The sequence below is a fragment of the Streptomyces chengmaiensis genome, assembly GCF_029846775.1.
Classification (GTDB): Bacteria; Actinomycetota; Actinomycetes; order Streptomycetales; family Streptomycetaceae; genus Streptomyces; species Streptomyces chengmaiensis.
The window spans coordinates 78,786-92,594 of record NZ_JARWBG010000016.1 but is presented as its reverse complement, the minus strand read 5'-3'; the positions used below and the strand labels follow the sequence as shown (position 1 = coordinate 92,594).

Below are 13,809 nucleotides of genomic sequence, written 5' to 3'. Positions count from 1 at the left end.
TGCCGCCTGTGGACGAGCCGGAGATGCGGAGATCGAATACGATCGGCTCATCGGCCTCACGGCCTTGGCAAGGCCGCCTCGGGACGGGTCTGCCCGGGACGGGGTCTCCTCGGTAAGGGCTGTTACGGTGAGCGATCCGCTGACGGGCATTCCATTCGGGGGAGACCTCGCGCTGCCGTCTCCCGCCGGCACGCCGTCCGTCGCGGTCCTCGTCGATCTGGTCCGCACCGGCTCCGCCGGCGGCCAGGTCAAATGCTGGGAGCGGTTCGCCGAGGCGGCCGCGGGGCTGCCCGCCGCGGAGCTCGGCGTCGATCTGACGCTGTATGTGCTCGGCGACAGGCCCCGCATGGAGCCCCTCTCCCCCTCGGTCCGCTTCGTCACCCTGCCACCGCTGATCAGCACGTCCCCGCTGGTGCGGGACCGCGGCGTCGACGTCTGCGACGTCGCGCCGCACCATCCGGCGCTCGGACGGCTGCTCCCCTTCCACGACGTGTGGCATCTGACCCATGTCTTCTCCTTCGCCACCACCGCGGTGCGCCTCAGCCGCGCGCAGCGCCGCTCGGGGCTGCCCAACCGAGCGGGGCTCGTCGGCTCGGTCCACACCGATGTGCCCGCCCTCACCGCCCTGTACGTCCAGGAGCTGACCGGCCGGCGCGCGGGCCGGGGGCCCCGTGCGCTGGCCGAGGCGAGCGCCGCCCTGGTTCGGCGCAGACGGGACCGGATTCTGCGGGCCTGCGACCGGGTGATGGTCTCCACGCATGCGGAACGCGCCGAGATCGCCGCAGTGGCGGGCGAGCAGCGGGTGTCGCTGCTGGGCAGGGGCGTGGACCACACCCGCTTCCGCCCCGACCCGTCGGCGCGCGCCGAGCTGACCCGGCTCCTCGGCGTCCCCCGGGACCCGGTGCGGGTGCTGTTCGCCGGGCGCGTCGACTCCTCCAAACGGGTCCTGCTGGCGGCGGAGGCCGTACGGCTGCTGCGGCAGCGGGGCCGCTCGGCGCATCTGGTCGTCGCCGGAGCCGGTCAGGACTCGGCGCGGGTGGCCGGGCTGCTCGGCGGCGGCGCGACGCTGCTCGGCACGCTGGACCAGGACCGGCTGGCCCTGGTGTACGCGGGCTGTGACGTCTTCGTCCTCCCGTCCCTGACCGAGACGATCGGCAATGTCGTCGGCGAGGCGATGGCCTGCGGGCTGCCGGTGGTGCTGCCGGCGGGCGCCCGTACCACCCAGTGGCTTGCGGCCCCCGGCCGGGACGGGCTGACCGTGACGGACGACAGCCCGGCGGGCTGGGCGGACGCGCTGGCGGCGCTGGCGGACGATCCGGCGGAGCGCGCCGCCATGGGGCGGCGTGCGGCCGCATCGGCTGCCGCCCGCCACCGGACCTGGGCCGAGGTGCTGACCGAGGATCTGCTGCCGGTGTGGCGCGCGGTCGCGCCGCTCCCGTCGCCCGGGGACGGCTGACGAGGTGTGGGGCGCCGTCGTCGCCTCGCTGGCCGCTGCCGCGTGCTTCGCCCTGGCCGGGGTGCTCCAGCAGCGGGCCGCCGCGCGCCGACCGGACGAGGAGTCCCTCTCCCCCGCCCTGGTGCGGCACCTTGTACGGCAGCCGATGTGGCTGGGCGGCATCGGGCTGGCGGTGCTGGCCTACGGCTTCCAGGCCCTGGCCCTCGCACACGCCCCGCTGAGCCTGGTGCAGCCGCTCATCGTCTGCGAGCTGGTCTTCGCCATCCCGCTGGCCGCGCGGCTGGCCCGGACCCGTCTGGGCCCGCGCGAATGGGCCGGCACCGCGGCGGTGACCTGCGGTCTCGCGGTCGCCCTGCTGGCCGCCCGGCCCCAGGGGGGCAGCACCGAGGCGAGCCCGGGCGGCTGGCTGCTGACCCTGGGCGCCTTGGGCGGCCTCGCGGCCACGGCCCTGGCCGCCGGCCGCGCCGTCACCGGGCCGCCGAAGGCCTCCCTGATCGCGCTGGCGGCCGGGGTGGTGATGGGCGGCCAGTCCGTTCTGCTGGACGCGACGGTCGACCGCTTCGACGAAGGCGCGGCGGCGGTCTTCGCCTCCTGGCAGACCTATCTCCTGGTGGCCGCCAGCCTGGGCGGGCTCCTGCTGATCCAGAGCGCCTTCCAGGCCGGCCCGCTGGCCGCCGGCATGCCCGTCATCGACGCGGCGGAGCCGGCCGTGGCCATCGCGGTGGGCATCGGGCTCTTCGGCGAGAGCCTGCGGGGCGGGTGGGCGGCGGGAGTGGCAGCGGGGTGCGGTGCGGTGGTGACGCTGGCCGGGATCGTCGCACTGGACACGTCTCCCGTGCTCAGGGCCCTGTACGGCCGCCAGACCGCCGGGCGGCGAAAGGGGGTGCCGTCCGGCGCGGGGTGATGCGGATCTGCTCCCCGGCCTTCGGGGCGGAGCCCGGGTACGGGAAGGGGCCCGTGTCTCAGTCCGCCGCGGCGGTCTCCCCGGGCCCCGCCGTCCGCCGCGCGTGCGTCGCCGTTCGGGCGTGGATGTACAGGTCCTGCCGCGCAGGCGCGGACACCCGGCGCTGCGGGAGCGGGAGTTCGAATTCCACCGGCCGGCGGTGGTCCGCGAGCTGCCGCTGCACGTTGTACACACGGCCGAACTTCCACAGCATGCGGGCGAAGTTGGTCTGACCGTGCAGCAGATTGCGCCCCAGCACCTGCATCGCCCCGACCGCCGTCTTCAGCCCCAGGTGCTTGCGGTTGATGACGGCCTGGGTGCGCACCAGTTCGCGGTAGAAGACGTCGATCGGAAGCTTGGTGGGGACGACGGCGTGCTGGATGTCGAACAGCCGGTAGTCGCGGGTGGTCAGATGGCGGGCTTCCGTGTGCCAGATCTCGGTCCCGGGGTAGGGGGTCATGACCGTCAGATGCACGATCTCCGGCACGCTCATGGCGAACTCCCGTACGACGCGGAAGCGTTCCTCGTCCCAGGCGGGGTCGACGATCAGATTGATCGCGACCATGATGCCGAGGCGGCGCGCGGTCTCCAGGGCGCGGAAGTTGTCGTCCGGGCTCACCCGTTTGCGGTAGAGGTCGAGCCCTTCGGCGTCGATGGCCTCCATGCCGAGGAACATGTAGCGCAGCCCCAGGCGCGTCCACCTGCGGAAGACCTCCTCGTTGCGGAGCAGCACATCGCTGCGGGTCTCCAGGTAGTAGCGCTTGCGGATCTTCCGGCGCTCCAGGGCGGCGGCGATGCCGTCGCCGTGTTCGGGGCGGATGAAGGCCACGTCGTCGACGATGAAGACGTTGGGCTCGCGGATCGAGGCCATCTCGTCGGCCGCGGCCTCGGGCGAGGCCTTGCGGTAGCTGCGGCCGTAGAAGGTCCACGCGGAGCAGAAGGAGCAGTCCCAGGGGCAGCCGCGGGTGAACTCGATCGAGGCGCAGGGGTCGAGTTCGCCGATGAAGTAGCGGTTGCGCTTGCGCATCAGATCGCGGGCCGGGAGCGGCCGGTCCAGGCTGTCGAGCAGTTTGGGCGCGGGTCCGCGGCCCTGAGGTGAGACGACGCCGGGCACGGTGTGCGCCGCGCCGTCGCGGGCCGCGGCCAGCAGGGGCGCGACGGCGGGCTCGCCCTCGCCCCGCACGATGGCGTCCACCGCGCCGTCCGCCTGCTGCAGCACGTGTTCGGCGATGAAGGACACGCTGTGCCCGCCGAAGAAGACGAAGCACCCCGGAGCGGCGGCCTTGGCGTGGCGGGCGATGTCGATCGCCTCGGGAATGTTCGCCAGATAGTTCAGCGAGACGCCCAGCGCCTCGGGACGGAACGACGCGATCTCCCTGTCCAGCAGGGAGCGGGAGAGGACCTGCAGGTCCACCACTCGAACCTCGTGTCCCGCGTCGCGGGCTGCTGCGGCCACCCGTTCCAGGCCCAGGGGCTCAAGGCGCAGGAAGATCTCCGAGTACATCAGAGCACTCGGGTGTACGAGCATCACACGCATCATCAGTCTCCAGCCGACAGCTGACGGATTGGTCGACGTCCTCGACGGGCTTCGCTGCACGTCCCGGCAGTCCTGGGCGGTGGGTCAGCCGAATCTCCCCGCCAGTCGCCGGAAGAGGCCGGGGGTCGCGCCGTACAGGCGGGCGGGGAGGCGGAGCCACCGGGGGATGAAGATCTCCTGTCGGCGTCGCCCGCTGGTGACGGCCCGCCACACCTCGTCCGCCACCTGCGCCGGGCTGACCGCGCGGACCTTGGTGGGTCGGGGGGTTCCCCTCCGGGCGAAGAACGGGGTGTCCACGATGCCCGGCACGACCAGGCAGACGTGGACGCCCGTGCCCCGCAGCTCGTAGCGCAGGCTGTCGGCGAAGACGCCGAGCGCCGACTTGGCCGCGGAGTACACGGCCTCGTCCCGGACGCCGACGGCGCCGGCGATCGAACCGATGAGCACCAGCTGCCCGCTGCCCCGCTCGACCATCCGGGGCAGCACCGCGCGGACCAGATGGACCAGGGCCGCGAAGTCCACGGACAGCACCTCGTCGATGGCCTTGTGCGGCATGGCCACGAAGGGCCCCGACCAGCCCACGCCGGCCGAGGCCACCAGGACGTCGACATGGTCGGCGTCCTCCAGGACGGCGTGTGACAGCCGCTGCACCGCGGCGGGGTCGGTGAGGTCGGCGGGCACGGCCGAGCCGTGTGTACGGGCCGCCAGCAGCCCCAGGCGCTGTCTGTCACGGCCGTGGAGCAGGAGCCGCCAGGCCCGCTTGTCGTCGGCGGCGAAGCGGGCGGCGACCGCCGCGCCGATGCCCGAGGACGCTCCGGTGATCAGTGCGACGGGGCGGTCGGCCGGCTCGCCGGCGGGACGGCCGCGCACCGCTCCGCGGGGCTGACCTGCCGAGCGGCCGGGACCGGCGGCGGAACCCGTGCGGCCGTGCGGTTCTCCCGCGTCGGGCGGCGGGGGTTCGGGGCCGGGGCCGGTGGCCAGGTATGCGCTCGCCACACCGTTCTCCTTGGCTCGGTTGCCGGTTGGTCTGCCGATTGCTCTGCCGGTGCTTTCCGTCCGTGGGGCGTCGGTGGTTCTCGGATGTCTCAGGCTGCTCAGGCCTCTCGGACGCTGGGTCTCAAGGGTCTTCCGCGGTGTCTTGAGGAGACTGGGGGCGGCTGCCGCGCGGATCGTCACTCATGCAACAGCAGAACCGACGCGGCCGCATATCCGCCGGGGACACGCCGAAGGGCGGATGCCGGTGGTGCGACTGGATGAACCCGCGACGGTCCCCAGCGCGCCTCCGGGGCCCTCTGCGGCCCGGCCCGCGGCAATCACATCAGCCCGGCGCGTCGTCGACCACCCGCAGATCCGACGGCAGCCCCGGCAGGCGGCCTCGCGGTCGTCCGCGCAGCACGCCGAGGGGTGGACGGGGCGAGACGACACACCCCCGGCTTCCGGCCCCGCCGTCCTCGGCGGGCATTGCGGAGGGCTCCGGCGTGCCGAGCGCCCCGGGCGGCGGCAGCAGGAGCCCGCTGCCGGATCAGCCGGAACGTGCCGCCGTACAGCGCCTTGCCGCCGTACAGCGCCTTGCCGCCGTGGCGCCGAGCGCGGGACGGCCTCCGGGCCGATCGTGCGGAGCTCGGCGGCCGGCCACGGCCGGCAGGCGCTCACCTCCCGCAGCGTCGGCGCCTTGTGCATCCGGCGTCTGCCGGGCGTGAGTGCATCGCGCCGTACGGGGCACCCGGCGTCGTATGAACCAGCGCACGGCACCCGTCGTCGAGAGCACCGTGTCCTTCCTGACACATGGCTACGCCTGGCTGCCCGACCTGCGCAGGCACCTCGGCGAGAACACGGTGCAGACCCGGCTGGCGGGGCGGACGGCGACGGCCCTGCACGGCCCGGACGCCGTCCGGTTCTTCTACGACGAACGGCATGTCGTCCGCCGGTCGGCGCTGCCGGCCCCCGTCGTCGACACGCTGTTCGGCCGCGGCGCCGTCCAGGCGCTCGACGGACCGGAGCACCGCGCCCGCAAGGCGCTGTTCCTGACCCTGCTCACCGGCGAAGCCCCGGTGGCGTCCCTGGTGGAGCGCGTCGGGACGGAGTGGGACGCGGCGTCGCGCGCCTGGGCGCAGCAGCCCGCCGTCGAGCTGTTCCGGGCGACGAGCGTGGTGCTCACCCGCGCCGTGTGCGGCTGGGCGGGCGTACCGCTGCCGGCGGAGGAGACCGTGCAGACGGCGGACGACATGGTGGCCATGGTCGACGGCTTCGCCACCGCGGGGCCGCGGCACTGGCATGCGCGGCGGGCCCGCATCCGGCAGGAGAAGCGGTTCGAGGAGCTGATCCGCGCAGAGCGGGAGGCGGCGGAACGGGCCGCTGGCCGGAACGGCGCGGGGCCGCAGGGGTCGCTGGTGCGGGCGGTGGCGCTGCACCGCGGGGCCTACGGTGAGCTGCTGGACGAGCACACCGCGGCGGTGGAGGCGCTCAATATCGTGCGGCCCGCCACGGCCGTCGCCTGGTACGTCGTCTTCGCCGCGCACGCCCTGCACCGCTGGCCGCAGCACCGGGCGCCGCTGCGGGCCCGGGACGCGGCGTATGCGGAGGCCTTCGCCCACGAGGTGCGCCGGTTCTATCCGTTCGTGCCGTTCATCGTGGGTCTCGCCGCCCGTGAGCTGCACTGGGAGGGGGTGACGGTCCCCGAGCACTCTCTGGTGCTGCTCGACGTGTACGGGCAGAACCACGACCCCGCGCTGTGGCCGCATCCCTATGCCTTCGATCCGGCGCGGTTCCTCGGGCGTCAGCCGGGCCGCGACGAGCTGATCCCGCAGGGCGGCGGCGATCCGCACGGCCATCGCTGCCCCGGTGAGGATGTGACCGTCGCACTGCTGCGGTCGGTGTCGACGCGGCTCGCCGGCATGGACTACGACGTGCCGCGGCAGGACCTGGCGATCCCCCTGCGGCATGTGCCGACGCGGCCGCGCAGCGGCTTGGTCGTCTCGGTGCCGCCCCCGCACGCCGCGCCGCCCCGGGCGCGGAACCGCAGGCCGGACTGGTGATCCCCGGTCGCCGGGGGCTCCGGGGCCGTTTGCCCGCAGCCGTGCGCGGGCACCCGGCACGCGGGGGCACAGACCGCATCGGCTGCCCCAGCGGCTGGAGCCCGGCACGGACCCCGCCACTGGCAGAACGGAAGGCGGGTCGACGTTGATGACCGACGAGACGACGCGCGGCGACGAGGTGTACCAGCCGACGGGCTCGGATGTGCAGAACCGGCCGGCCGACGACCTCGACATGGAGAACGTGCTCGACGAGAAGGACCTCGACGCGCTGCTGGACGAGGGCTACTCGCCGCCGGAGCGGCCGCTCGCGGTGGAGGCGTACGGGACGACCGGCACGGAGCAGCTGCGGGGCGAAACGCTTGATCAGCGGCTGGCGCGGGAGCAGCCGGACGGCTCCGGCGCCGGGCCGGAGGAGGACGGCGACGGCATCGGCGATCTGCCGGGCGGCGAGGGCGAGCCGCTGGACGACGAGGCGGGCGAGGTGCGGGCGGGGCGGCTGACCCGCCCGGACGACCCCACGCCGCGCCGTCCGAGCGATTTGGTGGCGCGCGATGTGGGGGTGGACGGCGGAGCGGCCTCCGCGGAGGAGGCGGCGATGCACGTCGTGGAGGAGCCGGCCGCCGGAGCCGAGAGCTGAGCCGACGCGGACGGACGGGCAGACAGGCGGGCGGACGGACGGGCGGGCGGGTCAGTGGCCGATGGAGTCGATCAGCTCCCGGGCTCCCTGGCGGAGCAGGGCCACGGCCACGGAGATGCCCAGTGTGGCGGGGTCGAGCGGGCCTGCCCATTCGTGTGCGTTGAGGACGCGTTTGCCGTCGGGGGTGAACACGCAGGCCCGCAGCGACAGGTCGCCGTTGCGCTCGGCCCGGGCGTATCCGGCGATCGGGCTGTTGCAGTGGCCTTGGAGGACATGGAGAAGCATCCGCTCGGCGGTGGCCTCGCGGTGGGCGTCGGGGTCGCCGAGGCCGCTGACGGCGTCGATCAGCTCGGCGTCGCCCTCGCGGCACTGGAGTGCCAGGATGCCGGCGCCGATGGGCGGGCACATCACGTCGGCCGGCAGGATCTCGCTGATCACATCCATGCGGCCGATGCGTGCGAGGCCGGAGACGGCGAGCAGCAGGGCGTCGGCGTCGCCCGCGTGGAGCTTGTCCAGCCGGCGGTTGGCGTTGCCGCGCATGGGCACGCATTCCAGGTGCGGGTGGGAGGCTGCGAGCTGCGCGATGCGGCGTACGGAGGAGGTGCCGATGCGGGCTTTGGCGGGCAGTTCGTCCAGGGTGAGCCCCGCGGGGTGGACGAGGGCGTCGCGGATGTCGTCGCGCTTGAGGAACGCGGCGAAGACCGTGCCGGCGGGCAGCGGCCGGTCGGCGGGCACGTCCTTGACGCAGTGGACGGCGAGATCCGCCTCGCCCGCGAGCAGCGCTGCGTCGACCTCCTTGGTGAACGCGCCCTTGCCCTCCACCTGGGAGAGGTCGCCCATCCACTTGTCGCCGGTGGTCTTGACGGGGACGACCTCGGTGGTGACACCGGGGTGGCGGACGGCCAGTTCTGCGCGTACGCGCTCCACCTGGGCGAGTGCCATGGGCGAGTCGCGGGAGACGATGCGGATGAGCTCAGGGGTGGACATGGCTTACACGATAGAGCGTCAGAGGGGGGCGCTCGGACGGCGTTTGCGGATGAGGGGCGGGGTACGAGCGGACGCCGAGGGGGGCTGTAGCCGCACGGCTGCCCATCCGGCCGCGGCGGCCGGGCGGGCCGCGCCGCGGTGCTCCGGCGGGGCCTCCACAGCGATCAGCGGCGGGCGCCGAAGACCTGCGTCCACCAGGGCCCGCCCTGGCCCTCGTGGACGCCGACGCCGATCTCCTTGAAGGAGCAGTTGAGGATGTTGGCCCGGTGGCCGGGGCTGTTCATCCAGCTCTCCATGACCTGGGCCGCGGTCTGCTGCCCGCGGGCGATGTTCTCGCCGTAGGTGCTCCACTGGTAGCCCGCGGCGGTGATGCGCTCTCCCGGTCCTGTGCCCTCGGGGCTGGAGTGGGAGAAGTAGTCCCGGGCCGCCATGTCCTCGGAGTGGCCGAGCGCGGCCTGGTGCAGCTGGGTGTTGCCGCTGACGGGACCGCAGCCCTCCTTGGCGCGCTCGGCGTTCACCAGGTCGGTGACCTCGGCGACGAAGCCCTGAGGTGTGGCCGGCGGGGTGGATCGGGGGGTGGCGGGCGGTCGCGGGGCGGTGGTGCGCGGGGGTGTCGCAGCCGGCTGCTCGGTCTTCTTCGGTGCGGCGGAGCTCTTGGAGGGGGTCGGGGACGCGGAGGGGGTCGGGGAGGCGCTCGACGGGCTCGGGGAGGGGGACGGCGACGAGGACGTCGAAGCGGTGTGCGGGAGCGCCGGCCCGGAGTCGGTTTCGGCGGCCGACGAGGCGGCCGCCCGGTCCTTGTCCTCTTCCTCGGGGAGCAGCAGGAGCGCACCGCCGCCCCCTGCGATCAGTACGGCGGCCGCCGCCGCGGCCGTACGGCGGCGGGCGCGGCGTCCCCGGCGCAGCTCCTGGCGGGTGCGGGTGCGCCGGCCATGACGTCCCCCCGGCCGGTCCGCCCCGGCGGAGCCCGGGCGGACCGCCGGGTCCGCCGCGGACGCGACGGGTTCGGCGGATTCGGCGTGGTGCTCGGAGGCGTCCGGGTTCGCTTTCGCGGGCCCGGCGTACGAGGCGGGGCCGGCGTACGGCGGGGCGCCGGCGGTCCAGCGCAGTGCGAGCGCCGCCGACAGCGGCGTCAGCGCCAGGCCGACCAGCAGCCGTTCCGCCGGTATCAGCCCCGACGAGTGCCCGGAGCAGACGGTGCACTGCCGGGCGTGCCTGGCGATCCGCTTGCGCCAGAGCGCGGAGGGTATGCCGTCCCACTGCTCGGTCAGCGGTTCCAGCAGCACGCAGTGCGGCTCGGCGGCCAGCGCCCGTACCACGACGCGGCCCACCTCGAGCTGGGCCTTCATCCGCTGGACCCGTACGGCGGTGTGCTGGGGCGTGAGCTCCAGGGCTTCGGCCACATCCGACCGGGTGACCTCGCCGGCGGCCTCGAGCCACCACAGCGACAGCAGGGCGCGGTCCTCGGGGTCGAGCCACCGCGTCGCCTCGGCGACCTCCCTGCGCTGGCCGGACAGCCCGAGCCGGGCGATGGTGACGTCGACGAAGTCCGCGCGGGGGTCGGGCAGGTCGTGGAGCTCGTCCAGGCCGGCAGCCGCTCCGGCCCCGCGCCGCCGCCAGTGGCCGCGCATCTGGTTCATCGCGATCGCGACCAGCCAGGACCGGAAACGGCCGGGGTCGCGCAGGCCTCCAAGACTGTCGAGCGCGCGCAGCATGGTCTCCTGCGTCACATCGTCCACGTCGGCATGCCCGTGCAGCCCACGGCCGACGATGTTGTAGACGAGCGGCAGGGACTCTGCGGCGAGCCGGTCGCGGGCACTCCGGTCCCCCGACTGCGCCGCCGTTATCACTGCGGCGTCGACGTCACTGCTCACGATCTCTCCACTCTCCGTCTCGGCTCGGACTGTACGTCCCACACCTAGGGAGACGCCCTGCCCGGGCGTCGATAACGGAAATCGTGGAGACTGTTCTTCCGGTTGAGGGGCTCGGCTTGAGGCCACGACGGCCGCCAGGTCCAAGCCGACCGGTTCGCGGTCGTCGGCGACCCGGGGGCCGACGGCGATCTCCGCGGTGATGCCGGGCCCGAAGCCGGCGATCAGGCGGCGGGCCCCGTCCTCGGGTCCGCCCTCGGCGAAGAGCCGGGCCAGCGCGTCGAAGATGACGGAGCCGGCGATGTTTCCGCGGCAGGTGAGCGTCGCCCTGCTGTAGCGGAACATCTCCTCGGGGCCCCGAGGAAGGGGCAGAGGTCGTCGAGGCGCAGTACGAGATCGCGCCGGGGGCTACCGCGTGGGTCTCGCGGGCCGGCTGGAGGGTCTGCTCCCTGGTGAATCTCGGCGTTTCCCAAGATCTTCATTCCGCGGCGGACAAGGCGGGGCAGGCGCCGGAGCGAAGGCGCAGCACGCCGCGGCGATGCCGTCCGGCAGTCGCATGCGAGGGCGGCCGCGGACCGCATGCGCACGGTCCGCGGCCGCCCTCGCGCCGCACGTCATCGCCGTACGGCCTACGGCCTCGCCATACGGCGCTCACTCCAGCGGATAGATGTCCCCGCTGCCCATGCCGCTCACCTGCTCGCTCTGCTGCTGCAGCCGGTCGGCCTTCTCCTGAAGCCGCCGGCGCTGCTCCGGGTCGTCGGCCCGCTCCGCCGCCTGCCGCAGTTCCTGCGCCTTCTCGCGCAGCTGACGGGCCCGGCCGCCGGATTCGTCCACAGCACTCATGAGTTGCTCCTCGAGATGTGGGGGATGAGGAAGGGGCCTCCTCAGCGAACCAGCAGCCCGACGCCCCCGCACCTCGAAGCCTCACTCCATGTCATCACCGCAGTTCAGCGCAGTAGAGCGGTGAACGACCGCGCAGGCTGCGGCACCGAGGACGGTCCCGTCGAGCATCGAGCCGCCCGCGGCCGGCCGCCGGTCGCCGGAGCGCCGGAGCGCCGACCGGCGGCCGGTCGGCCGCGGGGCGTCACGAACATGCGGACATCTCGGCCGCGATGCACATTGGAGGCATGTCCTCGGAACACCCGCCCGTGATCGTGCACCCGCCCGCCGACGGGGGCCGCCGCGTCAGCGTGCACGGCCGGTTCGCCGGCCTGGCGCACGGGCGCGGGGACGTGGCGGAACTTCTGCGCGGCATGGGGTTCGGCACGGAGGGCGACACCATCGACCTCTTCGACAGCAGCCTCGTCGAGTGGCGCGGAGGCGGGCCGGAGACCTGGCGGTAGCGACCGGGGCCGGGGCCGCACCTCGTCTCGATAGCCTGGACTCATGTCGTCGACCCAGAGGCCGACCCTGCGAGAACTCGCGCGGCAGGGGCTGTCGTCCGTCGAGCGGGGGTACGACCTGCTCGCGCCGAAGTTCGATCACACCCCCTTCCGTACGCCCGACGCGGTGCTGGAGGAGGTGGGCAAGGTCCTCGGGGAGCTGGGGCCGTTCGATGCGGGGCTCGACGTCTGCTGCGGCACGGGGGCCGGTGTCGGAGTGCTGCGGCAGGTGTGCACGGAGCGGGTCGTGGGGGTGGACTTCAGCGCCGGGATGCTCGCCGCCGCGCGCGTCTCTCCGCTGCCGGGCGGCCCGGCGGTCGGCTGGGTGCGGGCGGACGCCCGCGCGCTGCCGTTTCGCCAGGGCTTCGATCTGGCGGTGAGTTTCGGAGCGTTCGGCCACTTTCTGCCGGCCGAGCGCCCTGCGCTCTTCACCGAGGTGCGTCAGGCACTGCGCCCCGGTGGGCTGTTCGCCTTCCCGGTGCCCGCGCCCGCCCGCGTCGGCTCGCGGCTGTACTGGGCGCTGTGGGGGTTCGACGCGGCGATGCGCATACGGAATCTGGTGTGGCGGCCGCGGTTCGTCATGTACTACCGGACGTTCAAACTCCCCGACGTGCTGCGCGAGCTGGCCGCCGCGGGATTTGAGACGGAGCTGACGGCGCTGCCCGCGCTGGGCCGCCGGCCGGACGGCTCGCCGCGGTGCCGACTGGTGGTCGCGCGCCGCGTCTGAACGCCGGTGGCGTGCCGGTCGTATGTGTGGACAGCACATCCGCCGTCGCCGACCGGGAGAGTCCCCTGCCATGTCGTTGCGCTTGTCCGCCACGGTTCTCACCGTCGTCCTCGTGCTGGTGTTCGGCAGTGGATGCAGCGGACAGCCGGGCGGCGACCTGTCGAGAGAGGCGGACGCCCGGCTGAAGGAACTGGGGGTGGACCTCGACGGCTGGCGGGCGGGCGGCTGGCGGAACTGGAATCCGGCGGCCTGGCTGCGCGGCGCGGAGGAGTTCGTCAATCCCGTGATCGACGGCCTGTGGGGGCACGACCGGATGGCCGGGGCCCGTGAGCCGTACAAGAACGTGCCGGGGAACGTGGGACGGGAGACGGGTGTCAGCGATCCGGAGCCCGCGCCCGTCGCCGCCCGTCCGGTGCCGGCGCCCTACCGCGCGAGCGCCGCCGCGGTCGGAAAGGTGTTCTTCGACGGACCGGCGGGACCGATGGTGTGCTCGGCGACCGTGGTGCGGGACCCGGCCAACCCCGGACGGTCCAACCTCGTGTGGACGGCGGGGCACTGTGTGCACGCGGGGCGGGACGGAGGCTGGTTCAGGAACATCGTCTTTGTGCCGTCGTACAACGACACGGGCGCGCCGGCCGGACGGCTCGGAGCACTCGGCCCTGAGCAGGTGTCCCCCTTCGGCATGTGGTGGGCCGACGGGGCGGCCACCTCGGACCAGTGGATCGCGCAGGGCAGGACCACGGGAGGGGACGGAGCGGCGTTTGACTACGCCGTGCTGCATGTGAGGCCGGAGGGCGGCGGCGACGGCCGGTCGCTTGAGGAGACGGTCGGCTCGGCGCTACCCATACGGTTCGGCGGTCCGGCCGCGCAGGACATCGGCGTGATGGGGGTGTGGGGCTACCCCGCCACGGCCCCCTTCGACGGCGCGCGGATGCACTCGTGCACCGGCAGGCCGGGGCGGCTGTCGCTGTCGCCGTCCCAGCCGACCATGTACCGGATGGGCTGCACGATGACCGGGGGCTCCTCGGGGGGCGGCTGGTTCGCGCCGGGTGCGGACGGCAGGCCGGCACTGGTGTCCAACACCTCGATCGGCCCGGTGCCGGCGGCCTGGCTGGCGGGCCCGTTCCTGGGCGACGAGGCCCAGTCCATGTTCGGGGCTTTCAGCAGGGCGTTCGCGGCGGAGCCCGCGCCGTAGTGGGCTGTCGGCCGCCGTCGGCGGCCGACAGCCGACTAC

General features: G+C 74.0%; 12 protein-coding genes. 7 read left to right on the top strand and 5 right to left on the bottom strand.

Annotated features, from left to right (window positions below; genetic code table 11):
• Nucleotides 1-127: 127 nt before the first annotated feature.
• Together QCN29_RS15955 and QCN29_RS15950 are read left to right on the top strand one after the other, a co-directional pair.
• Complete coding sequence (locus QCN29_RS15955; protein ID WP_279928729.1) at nucleotides 128-1,456, top strand: glycosyltransferase; 1,329 nt, start codon at nucleotides 128-130, stop codon at nucleotides 1,454-1,456.
• A 4-nt stretch (nucleotides 1,457-1,460) separates the two neighbouring features.
• Nucleotides 1,461-2,360: a DMT family transporter gene (locus QCN29_RS15950; RefSeq protein WP_279928728.1), complete on the top strand. Its 900-nt coding sequence runs from the start codon at nucleotides 1,461-1,463 to the stop codon at nucleotides 2,358-2,360.
• Nucleotides 2,361-2,418: 58 nt separating this feature from the next.
• On the opposite strand, the gene hpnR is transcribed toward QCN29_RS15950, so the two are convergent.
• Together hpnR and QCN29_RS15940 are read right to left on the bottom strand one after the other, a co-directional pair.
• Nucleotides 2,419-3,936 (bottom strand): hopanoid C-3 methylase HpnR, encoded by a 1,518-nt coding sequence (gene hpnR / locus QCN29_RS15945; RefSeq protein ID WP_279928778.1) that lies wholly within the window; start codon nucleotides 3,934-3,936, stop codon nucleotides 2,419-2,421.
• Nucleotides 3,937-4,020: 84 nt separating this feature from the next.
• Complete coding sequence (locus QCN29_RS15940; RefSeq protein WP_398859233.1) at nucleotides 4,021-4,932, bottom strand: SDR family NAD(P)-dependent oxidoreductase; 912 nt, start codon at nucleotides 4,930-4,932, stop codon at nucleotides 4,021-4,023.
• A gap of 737 nt (nucleotides 4,933-5,669) precedes the next feature.
• Here QCN29_RS15940 and QCN29_RS15935 point away from each other — a divergent pair.
• Together QCN29_RS15935 and QCN29_RS15930 are read left to right on the top strand one after the other, a co-directional pair.
• Nucleotides 5,670-6,971, top strand: coding sequence for a cytochrome P450 (locus QCN29_RS15935; protein WP_279928727.1), 1,302 nt, complete (start codon nucleotides 5,670-5,672; stop codon nucleotides 6,969-6,971).
• A 148-nt stretch (nucleotides 6,972-7,119) separates the two neighbouring features.
• Nucleotides 7,120-7,608: a DUF5709 domain-containing protein gene (locus QCN29_RS15930; protein WP_279928726.1), complete on the top strand. Its 489-nt coding sequence runs from the start codon at nucleotides 7,120-7,122 to the stop codon at nucleotides 7,606-7,608.
• 51 nt (nucleotides 7,609-7,659) lie between these two features.
• Here QCN29_RS15930 and hemC read toward each other — a convergent pair whose 3' ends face one another.
• The 3 genes from hemC to QCN29_RS15915 form a co-directional block, all read right to left on the bottom strand.
• On the bottom strand, nucleotides 7,660-8,595 hold the full coding sequence (gene hemC / locus QCN29_RS15925; protein ID WP_279928725.1) for a hydroxymethylbilane synthase: 936 nt from the start codon (nucleotides 8,593-8,595) through the stop codon (nucleotides 7,660-7,662).
• 164 nt (nucleotides 8,596-8,759) lie between these two features.
• Complete coding sequence (locus QCN29_RS15920) at nucleotides 8,760-10,469, bottom strand: sigma-70 family RNA polymerase sigma factor (RefSeq protein ID WP_398859249.1); 1,710 nt, start codon at nucleotides 10,467-10,469, stop codon at nucleotides 8,760-8,762.
• A gap of 648 nt (nucleotides 10,470-11,117) precedes the next feature.
• Nucleotides 11,118-11,309 (bottom strand): DUF6381 family protein, encoded by a 192-nt coding sequence (locus QCN29_RS15915; protein WP_240134560.1) that lies wholly within the window; start codon nucleotides 11,307-11,309, stop codon nucleotides 11,118-11,120.
• A gap of 284 nt (nucleotides 11,310-11,593) precedes the next feature.
• On the opposite strand from QCN29_RS15915, the gene QCN29_RS15910 reads away from it, so the two are divergent.
• The 3 genes from QCN29_RS15910 (at nucleotide 11,594) to QCN29_RS15900 (ending at nucleotide 13,770) form a co-directional block, all read left to right on the top strand.
• Nucleotides 11,594-11,809 (top strand): hypothetical protein, encoded by a 216-nt coding sequence (locus QCN29_RS15910; RefSeq protein ID WP_240134561.1) that lies wholly within the window; start codon nucleotides 11,594-11,596, stop codon nucleotides 11,807-11,809.
• A 43-nt stretch (nucleotides 11,810-11,852) separates the two neighbouring features.
• Nucleotides 11,853-12,575, top strand: a complete 723-nt coding sequence (locus QCN29_RS15905) for a class I SAM-dependent methyltransferase (protein ID WP_279928722.1) — start codon at nucleotides 11,853-11,855, stop codon at nucleotides 12,573-12,575.
• Nucleotides 12,576-12,645: 70 nt separating this feature from the next.
• The gene (locus QCN29_RS15900; protein WP_279928721.1) at nucleotides 12,646-13,770 is read left to right on the top strand and encodes a trypsin-like serine peptidase; all 1,125 of its coding nucleotides are present in this window, start codon (nucleotides 12,646-12,648) and stop codon (nucleotides 13,768-13,770) included.
• The last annotated feature ends 39 nt before the right edge of the window (nucleotides 13,771-13,809 follow it).